This is a genomic window from Pseudoalteromonas sp. H105, assembly GCF_001469215.1.
GTDB lineage: Bacteria > Pseudomonadota > Gammaproteobacteria > Enterobacterales > Alteromonadaceae > Pseudoalteromonas.
The window spans coordinates 176,590-189,237 of record NZ_LOFH01000006.1; the positions used below are offsets into that span (position 1 = coordinate 176,590).

The 12,648-nt window shown below is 32.9% G+C and carries 9 protein-coding genes; 2 read left to right on the top strand and 7 right to left on the bottom strand.

All coding sequences use genetic code 11. The features are described 5' to 3' along the window. Positions 1–170 precede the first annotated feature (170 nt). The gene (locus tag ATS75_RS12145) at positions 171–1,574 is read left to right on the top strand and encodes a DUF4145 domain-containing protein (RefSeq protein WP_058560688.1); all 1,404 of its coding nucleotides are present in this window, start codon (positions 171–173) and stop codon (positions 1,572–1,574) included. Positions 1,575–1,721: 147 nt separating this feature from the next. On the opposite strand, the gene ATS75_RS12150 is transcribed toward ATS75_RS12145, so the two are convergent. Then, complete coding sequence (locus ATS75_RS12150) at positions 1,722–2,033, bottom strand: helix-turn-helix domain-containing protein (protein ID WP_058560762.1); 312 nt, start codon at positions 2,031–2,033, stop codon at positions 1,722–1,724. 121 nt (positions 2,034–2,154) lie between these two features. Between ATS75_RS12150 and ATS75_RS12155 the strand changes: the two genes are divergently transcribed. After that, positions 2,155–2,694, top strand: a complete 540-nt coding sequence (locus tag ATS75_RS12155; protein WP_058560689.1) for a hypothetical protein — start codon at positions 2,155–2,157, stop codon at positions 2,692–2,694. 108 nt (positions 2,695–2,802) lie between these two features. Here the strand turns inward: ATS75_RS12155 and ATS75_RS12160 are convergent, their stop codons facing one another. The 6 genes from ATS75_RS12160 to ATS75_RS12190 form a co-directional block, all read right to left on the bottom strand. After that, on the bottom strand, positions 2,803–5,040 hold the full coding sequence (locus ATS75_RS12160; protein ID WP_058560690.1) for a hypothetical protein: 2,238 nt from the start codon (positions 5,038–5,040) through the stop codon (positions 2,803–2,805). A 935-nt stretch (positions 5,041–5,975) separates the two neighbouring features. Further along, positions 5,976–6,434 carry a thioredoxin-dependent thiol peroxidase gene (bcp, locus tag ATS75_RS12170; RefSeq protein WP_058560692.1) on the bottom strand — a complete coding sequence of 153 codons (459 nt, stop codon included), beginning with the start codon at positions 6,432–6,434 and terminating at the stop codon, positions 5,976–5,978. A 54-nt stretch (positions 6,435–6,488) separates the two neighbouring features. After that, positions 6,489–7,685, bottom strand: coding sequence for a reverse transcriptase family protein (locus ATS75_RS12175; RefSeq protein ID WP_235591177.1), 1,197 nt, complete (start codon positions 7,683–7,685; stop codon positions 6,489–6,491). 121 nt (positions 7,686–7,806) lie between these two features. Then, a complete protein-coding gene (locus ATS75_RS12180) occupies positions 7,807–10,047 on the bottom strand; it encodes a retron Eco8 family effector endonuclease (RefSeq protein ID WP_058560693.1) in 2,241 nt (746 codons plus the stop codon). A gap of 78 nt (positions 10,048–10,125) precedes the next feature. Further along, positions 10,126–10,596 carry a hypothetical protein gene (locus ATS75_RS12185; RefSeq protein ID WP_058560694.1) on the bottom strand — a complete coding sequence of 157 codons (471 nt, stop codon included), beginning with the start codon at positions 10,594–10,596 and terminating at the stop codon, positions 10,126–10,128. Next, a complete protein-coding gene (locus tag ATS75_RS12190; protein ID WP_058560695.1) occupies positions 10,589–12,643 on the bottom strand; it encodes a site-specific integrase in 2,055 nt (684 codons plus the stop codon). The genes ATS75_RS12185 and ATS75_RS12190 overlap by 8 nt, the downstream gene beginning before the upstream one ends. Positions 12,644–12,648 lie beyond the last annotated feature (5 nt).

Genomic DNA, 12,648 nt, shown 5'->3' on the forward strand with positions numbered 1-12,648 from the left:
CGAAAGAGGTACATAGAGCCTCTAGGGTATCTAGAAGTGTTTACAAAACGTAGCATTAATAAATCACTATAAGGATATTGTTTGAAGTAATGTTTGCAATGGAAGAATATCATTCAATAAGAGCTTTCAAACTTTATGGTTTAATTAACTCACATCAAGAATAAGTTCATATGCAAGAAAAAATTACAGATTTAGTGCTTAGTCTAAAGCTTTCGAAAGAAATCCAAGAGTCTTATATCACAGCTTTAGAGTTTATAACTGCAAACCCTGACTATGCTCTTCAAAAATTTAGAGAAATAGTTGAAATATTAGTTTCAATGCTTGAGAAAAGAAATCACCTTGAACCTGATGCCAAAAACTTACAAGAGCGTATCAAAAATCTTAGTGAAGACCAGATCATTAGTAACCCTCTGAAAAACCAGCTTCATCAAATAAGGAAACTTGGTAATAAAGCTGTACATTATTCCAATGAAAACCTTAATGATAGTAACTTTATTAAAGAGAGGAAACGAATGCTGGCAAAAAAAGCTGTAGAAGCTAGGAAGTGTCTAATATCAGTGCTTGAAAACGTTTACTTTTGCATCAATGGTCATTTTATAGCAAAAGAAATAGAAGAAGTTCCAGCTGGACAGCAAGAGTATAAAGACCTTATCTATAGTGCTTTAGTATCTGATTGTTACAAGACAAAACTCAACGCTGGGGTAATATGTGAATCAATATATAATGAGATCCATGCAGACTCACCTATTTTTGTGTCAGAATTAATAGGTTTACAACTCGAAGGCATCGAAAATCATGCAATCCAGTTTTATGATTCAGCGTGTAGAATATCGGCAAATTTTGACTTGCAGTTTAAGCTTGGCTGTAACTTAAACGATAAAGAGAAAATAATTCAAAATAAAGGCGATGTAGAAGCTCTTTTTAGGTTTGCGTCATTATTTCTACGTAAAGATAATCGTGTTGATGACAAATTAGCGGTGTATAGACTTAAAGCAGCGGCAGAGCGAGGGTATATTCCTGCGCAAGCTTTTTTAGGTGCGTATTATTATTCAGTGTGTGAATATGAACTTGCAATAAATTATCTAAACAAAGCTGGAGGTCAAGATGAGCCATTAGCTCTTAAGTATTTATTTTATTATTACTCTGAGGGAATTGCATCTGATTCTAACATAGATAAAGCGTTAAGTTTTCTTTCACGCGGTATTGAGTTAGGTAATGCCGATTGTGAAGCTATATTAGGTTCAGAGTACCATAAAGGAGCTTTGATAAATAAAGATGACTCAAAAGCAAAGGAACACTTAGAAAAGTCTATATCTGAAGGAAGTGTTATTGGCAGAAACTATATGACAGTTCATTTTAATGATCTCGCTAAGAAAGTAGCAATTGAGGCATCAAAGTTCGGTGAACGCATGCAAAAAATTATTGAAGAAAGAAAACAGAAGCCCTACAGAGCACAGAGTAAAACTTCACCCAACTCATTATGTCCATGCGGTTCTAATTTGAAGTACAAAAAGTGTTGCAAGAACGGCCCATCAAATAAAGGTTCTGATATACACCTTCCTTGGGCTAAATAGAGCTGCTGGTTAGTCAATTTTTTTGCAGTTATATGCCGTGGTAATCTTTCTAAAGTCAACTAAACTCCTAAATGTTTAGTTGACTTTAGGGAAAGCAAAAATAAATTATTGGTATTAATAGAACAATTGTATATCGATTTTATTAGGTTAACGATTGTTACTTTCTTTAAGTCTATGGATTAAGGTCTTTTTATCTGTTTCTGATAAGTTTTCTATAAGGCAAATCAACTCGGCTGTTTTATCTGATTCACAAAAAAAATAAGCTAAAGGTACTCCTAATTCATCCGCCATTCTTTTAAGGGTTGGAATGTCTGGGGTATGCCTACCTTTCTCATAGTGGTTCATACGACTACTCGCAGAACTTTGGTCAAGCCCAATTCTAATGCCGAGTTCTTTTTGAGAGATCCCCTTAGAGACTCGTGCCTGTTTAATTCGGCCTGGGACTGGGTTAATCGTAATTTCCAAGAATTCATCTTAATTCACAATATCAATACTTAGATTCTCTAAGTTTATGCTAATGTTGTATACTTAGGAATACTAAGCTTGAGATTTTTAACTTTAATATCGGTCATCGTTGATTATGAAAAATTTAAATGAAGCCATGTACTTACTTTTAGTGGAAAAAAGAATTGATAATTTTTCTGTTACTGAACTAGTTGAAACCTATATTCGTTTGTATAGTTCTACGAAAAATGATTTTAAAGCAAGAGTTTTTATCCACCGACAGCTTTATCGACTTGTTAATCATGGATATTTACTAAAGCTTGGTAAGAAAAACACACAAAAAATTAGATATATCCATACCGAAAAATTTAAACAACATTTTTATAATTTAGATAATCCGAAGGCTGGAAATAACTTAATACCTGATGAGGAGTTTAAGGCTATGTTAAATGACAGACTTATAAAGTATAGATATCGCCTACTTATTAGCACATCTGAAATGGAAGAGTACCAAAGTTATATGGTGGAGCACCCAGAAATAACGGCTTTACTGAAGTCAAAGTTTGATTTGGCCAAAGAGAAAAAATATAGCTATTTAGGTCGTATAGCGGCGATACAGAATATTTTAGGAGAGTGTCATGATACTAGGAAAGGGGATAATGCGGTTGGGTACTAATTTTAGCTGCCACTTATTGCCTTTATTTCAAGCCGCGCAATTTGACTTATTTTCTCATAGATTGAATTCTAATTACATGACCAAGCTTGCCAAGTCACTACTTACATATTAGTACCGCAGTACTTTCATATCGGCTTGAATCTCATACCCAGAGACCTTGAGCGATATTGGTTGTGTGTCATGCTTATGAGTAAAAATAATTCTTGAAGGTAGGTTTTTTACATACAGAAACGCACGTTCATCGGTGAGGTGCAAACTAATGGGTCTCATATTTGGGAACATACTTTCAACCCGAATAGGGCTAATCATATAGCCATCTCCCAACACAACTCCAGTTGTCGTACTAGGGATATTAACCGAACTATCAGCTGGAAGAAGAACGTTTGAAGAATAAAGGGTATTCTTTGGAAAGCGGAAGCTCCAATAGTTATCGACCTCAGGAATCGATTCAGATACTTCATAAGTCAAAATATTTTTTTCTTCTATCATGCGTGATAAAAAATCATCTAAATTTTCATTTGGTCGTTTAGATGATTCAAGTATAAGACCGAAAAGGTCTTCATTATTTAAATCGGTATTAGTAGAGAGTACAGAAATGTTGAAATTCTTCTCAGGGTAATCAATATCACGGTAATGATTAAAAATTCTACTTAAACGCTCAACTTGTTTACTTCGTAATAATAAATGTGCATATTTTTCTTTCATAGGTTTCATCTTTGGGGGAGTAACAAAGAATACAGAAGGTTTAACTACCGCTAAGGAAGCACTTTTGACTTTCATCCTGTAAGAATTATACTGAATTGAAGCTTGTTGTTGGTCTTTTGACAAGTGATGACTGTGAAGTGGGGCATCAAAATTTATATCGTTACTTACTATGAATGTACCTCCACCGATGTCTTTTATTCCTATTTGTGCAGCTTTTTGATTTTCTATCTCAACTTCTTTCTGTGACATTTTTTCTAAGCTGATATTCACTTTGTTTATATATACTTCATCACTAAAACGTATATTAGTAAACTTTATGATATCACCTTTCTCAAACTTCAAAGGAAAAGAAATATTATTACCGCTAGTCAGGTTCATATCTTTTTTTTCATATACTACAGGTTCATATTGTTCGGCAGGGAGAATATCCTTCGCCCCATAATAACCAAGTTTAAGAGTGTAGCCAGGATAAACCTTCTTATCTATAGTTGGCTCATAAACAAGGCCATTATCATCTATAACAGAAGAAAACCAGCGCCTCCATTGAAGTCTTGATTCATTACTAGATAAATTTGAGAATAACTCTTTGTTACTTTTTTTATTAGATATAGACAGCACATAAGGAGTAGCTCCATTTATTTCATTAATATTACTATTTACTAAGAAAGATTTTTTCTTTAGAGCTACAGCATAAAAATCTCCTAAACTAATCCCATCTTGAGAAACTTTGATATATCTGATAGTTCTTTTTTGACCATCAAAATAATCGAATTGAATATATTCCTTGAAGAAGTGTTCTTTAATCTCACTTATAGCTAAACTCTCACCTTTATGCATGACCTTGAGATCTTGGAGCTTAATCTCAATACCTACAGCATTCTGATAACTCTCAATCAAACTAGTAAAATCTAAATCTGATACTTGTACTGGTAATGAAACACTTTCATTAACACCTATTGTTTTTATATCATTGCTTCCCATTATTGGGGATGTTTTTCCAACAAACACTTTGTTACCACCTCCCAATATAAGATATATAACGAATTCCGGCTCTAGCATTTTAAAAGTTCTCTCGCCGATATTAGAGAAATTAACAGTAAACCTCATAAATCCTTTATTAACATCATATTTGAGGTCTTTAGTTATAACTGAATTAAGCTCAGTGGAGCTACTCCATGAATTTTGAATAGTGTTGCTAAAAGTGGTTGAAGCGGATGTTTTTGTTTCATAGATATAATTCACATCATAATTATATCTAGGCTCTGACATATGATCTAAGAATTCCCCTCCCCAACTGACTAATCCCAAATAATCCCCACCAAATGCACTACTAATGCCAGTTAAAAGGCCACTTGCTTTAGGTCTACTTTTTGCTTTATTGGGGTTTGTTTTCTTAACTTTGGATTTAGAAGTGCTTGAACTATTGTCACTTTTATTAACAGTTGAGTTCGAGCCACCTTGAGATAATTTATCTCTACTAGTTGTTTTAACAAGTTGGTGATACATCCCTTCTTTTTCTACACCAATTTCAACAATTGACTCAATGTGGTAAGAAACAGACGGAAGAAACACTGTGTCGTCTGCAAAACTTAGATTAGATTTTAGGAGCGTTAGAAAAATTATATATAACGTTATTCTCATAACAAAAGCTTCCTTACTAAAGGTTTAAGTGGATTTCTTAAGAAAAATGTTAAATGAATTTATCTGCTAATTTTCTCCAAAGTCTATAATCTATAGGGCTGCTGTTTTGCTTTAAAGCTTCAAACTGGGCAAATATCTTGAGTTGCTGATTGTAATGTGTACTCAATCCGCTTGATGCAGTAGTGACTGGTTCACATTCAGAAGTAGCAATTACTAATGGTGTTGTAGCTGGTATCCTTCCAATAAAGACCGAAAAGGCGTAATTGTTATAAAGAGTAATTCCTATCCTCTGCATTGATGACATGTTACGTTGCAGCTCATAGAACACTTTATATTGCTCATGGGTTCTATGAGAGAATGTGAACTCTTGGGCAATTGCATTTATAGAACTTATAGCTACACAGTCCCAAAATAATAATTATTAGAAATTTATGTATTGTTCTATAACTCATGAGTAACACCATACAATGTACGACTTGGGTAATAAATGTAGTATTCACTGAGTGTTAGATCAAGTTACGCAATGAAATCATGATAATATTTATTATTTACCTCTTAATTTTCAAAAGGTTAAAGAGAGGCGGATAGAGATTTATCTAGTTGTTCTTATTCAAGATGTAAGAAATCGGATACTGTTCATATTACAATGAAACAAGCTATTAATTTGAAATAGCAAGAAAACCGCATAAAAATGCTTAAAAACTATGGAAGTCCAACTGTTTATGTTTTGGTCAACACCACTGTATCGAAAAACTCGGGGAGCTTTCTATATGATTATGACGTATTCAAATATACTAAAAGAAATGTAACTCTAGTGTTGCATTTAAAGGAAGTAAACTTGTTGGCTTTTACCTTAAGGATCAAACTCAGTTGTAACCTTATCAGGTAAAGGAAATGTAGTGAGCTATTTGAGACCACTACATTATTTTTTAAACTTATTGGTTTAAGTAGCTTAGAACGACTTCATGGTGATCTTTTGTTTTGAATTTATTAAAGACATGTTCTATTTCGCCATTCTCATTAATTAGAAATGAAGTACGAACTACCCCCATATTTTCACGGCCCATGAACTTCTTTAGTTGCCAAACACCATAAGCTTCGCAAACAGCATGATCTTCATCGGCAAGTAAAGTGAAATTAAGATCTTGTTTGTTAGTGAAATTAGTTAGTTTTTTTGGTGTGTCGGGACTAATACCCAAAACAACGACGTTTAATTCGTCAAGCTCTGCTCTAGAGTCTCTCAATGCACATGCTTGAACTGTACAGCCAGGAGTTGATGCTCTTGGGTAAAAATACACTAATACCTTTTTGCCTTTAAAAGAGGCAAGTGATACAGATTCATCGTTTTGATCTTGTAACGTAAAATCAGGGGCTTTTTGACCTTCATGTAACATTTTACAGTTCCTACTATTGTTTGTAAGGACATTATCCTACCATTTTAAGTTATGCTACTTAACTCTTTTAGAAATAATTGTACTGAGTTCATTTATAATTTTACTGTATTTATCAATAGACTCATTACTTAGACAGTTATGGTCATCGTGGTAATAAATAATAGACTTTAGATATGATACGTAACCAATTAGCTTGTTGTTAATCTGGTTAATACAAAATGTTTCTATAAATTGCCCTGCATTTTTCTTATATTTGGGTTTTGGGAATTCGTGCCTAAAACAAAGCTTGAAAATTTCTACATCTGTTTTAGGTTCCTCAGAATTTAGCTCATGTATCAGCTGCGATATTAACTTAGTTTTTTTATTTGATATTCTAATTGTTCCGTTTATATCAGGAAAGTTACTTCCAGAAATTGTATAGCCATTTAGGGATAAAGTGTTCACAGCTTTCATTGTCTTTTTTCTGTTTAATTTGAACCCATCTAAATTTAAAAGTATGGATATTTCCTCTAAAAATCTTTCGGAGTGAATAAAGTGAGGTTTATAGCTTTTTGTTACTGCTTTTCGACCCATGACTATGGGCTTAAAAATTGGCTTTGGTAGCAAAGAACCTTTAGAAGAGAAGAGCATATCATCAGCATATCGAGTATATTTGATGTGATGAATATCACAGAATTTCTCTATAAGAATGTCTATTTTTCTGAATATGATATTTGATACCACCGGTGATAATGGAAAACCCATAGGTAGTATTTCTTCGTTCATGAAAGTTTTATTTTTGCTATTTTCATCAAGTTTCAATGTGATCAAATTATACACTAGTTTTGCGTGAGACTGAGGGCAAGACTCTGATATTGGGTCGTCAGAAAAGTGATTTAGGAAATTGGATTTTATAATTGCTGGTGATATTGAATGAAAAAAGTTCTTTAGATCAATGCGTATAAAAAAGTAGTTATTCCTATGTGGCTCAATAAAATCAAAATATGACTTTTTAGTTTGGTATGCGACAGAAGATTGGTTAAGAGGTATATGTGATAGATAGTTATTAAGAATAAAACGAGATAATTTTTTGTGGAGCGGTTTTAAATTGCTTTCTGGGGTGTATGTAAATTTCTTACCAATTTTAAATTCATTTACATTTTCGAAGCTAAGGGGCGTGAGCCCCTTAGCTTTATCGAAAAATGAATAATCATCTAATATATCAAATACAGTTTTAGATAAAGTAATCTTTTTCATTTCTATTTCTTCCATGACACAAAGAACATCTTTTCACGTTTACGTGCTTTAAAAGCGGCAACAGGAGATACAAGGCGCAAAGCAAGTAAATAACGGAGCTAGAAAGCACTAGGCTTTATTCTAAATGTAGAATCCCCTAATCTATCGAAGAAGAAACATCTTCAATGATACGGGATATTTGAGGGAATGTAAAAGCGAATGCTTTTTCAAGCTCTGCTGGGCTTGCAGCAGTTCCTCTTAACTCCTCAATCGAAAAGTTAAGGAAGCTAGATACCCAACCACCAGTCTTCGAATTACATGAAGGAATAAACTTAATCACATTTTTATCTAAAAATTTGATTAATACTTTAGTCTCTTTACTAATATGGTTGTAATTATTGTTTTCAATACTACATAATGTGTCAGATTTACCTTTTAATAACATTCTAAAAATAATTAAGCGTTCAGGCTTTGTTATTTGGCTTTCTTTAAACTTACTGACGATATGATTTAGCATCATAGCTCTGATCTTATGAGCAAATATCATATTATCTTGAGATATTTCTTTGCTGCTGTTCCAACCAGTAAATATTGATAGGAAGCATCTTTCTAACTTACTCTTATCTAAAATTGTATTTCTATATTTCTCGATTATTACATTTACATCACCTTTGGAGCCAGGGGTTGAGTTTTTTAAAAACTCTATTTTTATCCACTTAATAAAAATTCTTTGGCTGCGAGAACTTATCAGAAACCCTTCGATTGTGTTAGGTGCTAAAAGAATACGTTCTTTTTCGAGAAGAATTGAATTTATTTTCTCAATAAGATCTGAAATATTCCTTTTCTTAAATGCTAATTTGTTATCGGTTAAGTGATTCTTAACTCCGTTAAGTTTTAATATGCTTCCCAACCTTTTATGTAAGTAAGCATTTTTTGAGCCCCAGAAGCTGTATTTAAGACTATTTCTTATTTTAAATATATCTACTTCTTTTGATAAAAAATTTATGGCGCCATTTTTAAGGTCTATATTAATCATCTTGTCAGCATCATATAAAACTAGGTATGGTATTGCTACATTTGACTTTGTTGGGTTTATTGCTTTCAGCATCACTTCATTTGTTTTGTATACATCGATCTTATTTAATGCTGGGAAAATTCTTTTTAAAGATAGGTTTCCAAAAAGCTCTAGTTCAGTTTCACCCTCTACAAATAGTATAAAATTACTAAAGAAAAGTTTAGCCTCATTATCGTCAAAAACATTTACAAATCTGTCATCTTCAAAGTATGAGTTCATTGTAGAACATGAAGTTACAGCATGGTGTTTATTTTTTTTGCATGTCAAATGGTAAACTTTATGTTCATCCTTTTTATTAAAAAGCTTAACAGTCGTTTTTAGTATTGAAGGGTTATGTGTACTAAATATGAATTTAGGGTTGGGGGTTTTATATTTACCTTTTTCCCATTTTTCACTAGTGCTTTTAAGATTTGAGTATATTATATGTAAGCTATCAATTAGTTGTTCAGCTTTTTTTGGATGTAAACCAATTTCTGGTTCATCAATAAAAACTGTTGGGGTTATAAACTCACGCCTAGTTAACGAGATAACCAGATGAAGGAATATCTCAATGAATTTGTAAGAATTAGTTCCATCGGACTGTTTCGTGAGATCAAATCCATCAATAAGAAAAGTGTGGCCCTTTAAGCCTACTTTTATGTAATTAAGTAACATCTCTTGATAATCGTACTGGCTTGTATCAGTAATATCATTAATTTTTTCTACATACTCTTTATACGAATTACTCTTTGACGATATCTTACTATCAATAAAACTTATGAGCTCTTCTCTAGGTAGGTTTGATGTGTTAAGAAACTTTAGCTTAGTAATTATGTTCCATAGATACTTCCAGTCATATAGGTCTATTCTACGTGTATCAATAGAAAAGAATGGATAAATTCGATGAATAATTTCTCTAATATCTTTATCTTGGTTAGACCATGATATGGAATTATTTTTATGAATTTTAAGTGTCAGGGTATATTGTTTTTTATTGTCACTTTTTTTATACAAATATTCCCACTCGCTTAATTCACTCTTGAACATTGTCTTATACATATGTTTTTGGTAAGAACTATTTTCTTTTTTTGTCCTAATGACATCTTCCAGTCTATTTGTATCAAAAGTTATTTCTATCTCTCCATGATTCGAGTAGCTGGATAGTAAGTTTAAGTTGTTTACTGGTTCATCATTGAGAGATTTATAATAAAAATCTATAGCTTTTAATAAGTTGGATTTCCCTGAGTTGTTTTTCCCAATTAAACAGTTTATGTCTGCTAGGTTTTGAAGTTTAAAGTCTCTGAAAGAAAGTATGTTTTTTATTCTTATTGACTTGATGGCCATATTGCAATTTCAATCCGTAAAAGTGTAATAATTATAAAGGTATGGGGAACGATAAGTTATCGCTAGATTATTGGAGATTTATGATATTAAATTTTTTAGTTGCTCTAATTGTTTAGTTAGCTCCATACTTTTAATCCTCTCATTTTTAAGCATAGTTTCATAGTCATTACGCGCTAATGACATTCGCTCTAAGTTTATTTCTAGCTGCTTAATTTGCTTCTCATTATCAAGATTTTTATTAAACCAATACACAAGCTCATTTTTTGCATTGTCTAATTTTTCTTCCAAAATTTTTATAGGGTTTTTATTTACAGTAGGATTGGTTTCTGACTTTTTTTGGGTTTTTCTTTTTTCTTTTATAAGCTTTAATTTTTGATTTGGCCAGCCTCTATTACTTATAGCATTACGGTGAAGGCCTGTTAATCTAGAAAGCTCAGCTATAGTTGCTGGCAGGGAAGGCGTATTATTTATTTTATCTATTGCGGCAACTAGCTTTTCAGTATTTTCATCAAAGTCACGTTGATTTTTGATGTCAAAGGGATTACTCATTGGGCACTCCATGACCAAGTAGTGTTAAAACACCTTTAGCTTCATTGATGACTTCTTTGATTTGCTCTTTATTGTCTGCAAAACTAGGGTTATTAAGGTTAGCTAAATTGGTTGAATAAACCTCTCTCCAGTATGGTGCGTTTGCTTCACTGACTATGGCGTTTGAACACCTGATTGGGTTACATCTTAGTGAGCCTATACAGGGGAGATTCTCATTTTTACTATCTGAACCATAACAATAACCTAATCCAACATTTATTACACCGAGCCCTTGCTCTGCCATAGCTTCAAAAATTTCTTCTTTTGAATACCCGCTTGCCATGTAACCTTTAAATGCTGTTTTAAGACGCTCTTTATGCTCATCTGCTTTACCCCCAAGGTAATTACCGTCAGGGTCTGCTGTTGCTTTGATTACTTCAATCTCTGATTGTTTTCTAAGCTTTTGCGCCGTTTGACTTTCAACAAGGCTATCAGCAATTCCACCATAGCCCATAGTCACATCACTTGTTGAACCCCTTGATAGAAACTTATCTACAGTATTTACTAAGTGTTTAAGCTGGAATGAGATTAGTGGCAGGCCTGCTTCTAACCTATAAAGTTGATATGCAAGTGTGTGACGCATCATGCAATTGTTAAACCCAAGATCATCATCTGGTGAAACGAAATTTATGAATCTCTTTATCTGGTAACTTATCGAGTGAGGTATTTGTGGCTTTTCTGTCTTGTCATATTTCTTTGTGTTGATAGCACTAAACACAAAACTTCGTTGCGTTATTGTGCTTAAGGCTTGCATTGTCTTTAAAGCATCCTCAACAATTGGAATAACCACCCATTTATCATCGAAAAGACCTTTTGAAAAAGTGTTTTTTCCTTTGAAAACATGAGAGCGAAGTAGCTTTATACCACCTTCCTCAACGAGGCAATTATCTAAATCTATTACGGCTAACTCTGAAGGTCGCATGCCAGTATATTGACCTATTAAGTACTTAGCTGCAAAACTCACAAGTTTTAGCTGTTCATTAATATTTTGAAGTAAACATTTATTAGACTCTCCTCTATTGAGGAATGCAGTCATGTCATGAAGGTTGTAATTACCTTTTGAGTTAACTAGTTCATCAGGTATACCATATTTTGATTTTACATATGTTTTTGGGTAACCTGCATTTATAAGGCGGTAAGCTCTGTAAAGCTGAAATGTTTCTTTAGTTACCCCAGCATTACGACAGTACATAGTTTCATTTTGTAATTTATATCTGCTTACAAAAGAGTCCGACACTTCCTCACCTATTGTTTTTAGGAAATCGTGTACCAGTAAAGAAGCGGTTCTTATAAGCTTATCAAAAGCCCAGTTCGGCATTACTACATTTGAGGCTTTCTTTTTATATCGTTTTTTCCAACTAAACTGGTCTGAATCAAAGGCTGAAATATTTTCACCAAAGATATGTTCTGATGTGTGAGGGTTTTGTATATAAGAAAAAAATTGTTTCAAGTCATCATTATAAGAATTGCTATGAACTTTTGCGGTTTCTTTGTAATCGATGGCTTGAATTTGAGTCAGAGATGAATATATTTTTTCAATATGTTCTTTTCCGAGGTTAACCTTTAAAACTTTAAAAAGTGTGTCTAAAAATCTAAGTCCAGATTTAATGTGCGCTAAGATAGTGCTTGTAGCAAGTCTGGTAGTTCCTTTCTTTTTGGCTTTTCTACGATTGTTAATGAAAACTTCAGGGGATAGCAGAATGCTCAGAAGCAAACATTTTATTTCAATAATTATTCCTGTAGGTATGTTTTTATATTTGCTGAAATTAATTTTTAATTTACTACCACTGATACTAGCTGAGACATTAGGGTTTTCTAAGTTGAAATCCCATTCTACGTCTGAGAACTGAGATGCCATGGAGGCAGGAAGGCTTAATAGTTTGGTTAGATATATTTTACTTTCATTAGTTGCCACTATTTTTTTGTCAATATTTGAAAAGTATAATTTATACTTTTTAAATTCAGCAATAGTACTTAGTACACTGTAATGTTTTGGTAATCTTTCCATTTTAT

What these genes read in the sequence shown, in the direction of transcription:
- ATS75_RS12160 (WP_058560690.1), bottom strand. Translation starts at nt 5,040, where the DNA reads ATGAGAATAACGTTATATATAATTTTTCTAACGCTCCTAAAATCTAAT.
- ATS75_RS12185 (WP_058560694.1), bottom strand. Translation starts at nt 10,596, where the DNA reads ATGAGTAATCCCTTTGACATCAAAAATCAACGTGACTTTGATGAAAAT.
- ATS75_RS12145 (WP_058560688.1), top strand. Translation starts at nt 171, where the DNA reads ATGCAAGAAAAAATTACAGATTTAGTGCTTAGTCTAAAGCTTTCGAAA.
- ATS75_RS12175 (WP_235591177.1), bottom strand. Translation starts at nt 7,685, where the DNA reads ATGGAAGAAATAGAAATGAAAAAGATTACTTTATCTAAAACTGTATTT.
- bcp (WP_058560692.1), bottom strand. Translation starts at nt 6,434, where the DNA reads ATGTTACATGAAGGTCAAAAAGCCCCTGATTTTACGTTACAAGATCAA.
- ATS75_RS12180 (WP_058560693.1), bottom strand. Translation starts at nt 10,047, where the DNA reads ATGGCCATCAAGTCAATAAGAATAAAAAACATACTTTCTTTCAGAGAC.
- ATS75_RS12190 (WP_058560695.1), bottom strand. Translation starts at nt 12,643, where the DNA reads ATGGAAAGATTACCAAAACATTACAGTGTACTAAGTACTATTGCTGAA.
- ATS75_RS12155 (WP_058560689.1), top strand. Translation starts at nt 2,155, where the DNA reads ATGAAAAATTTAAATGAAGCCATGTACTTACTTTTAGTGGAAAAAAGA.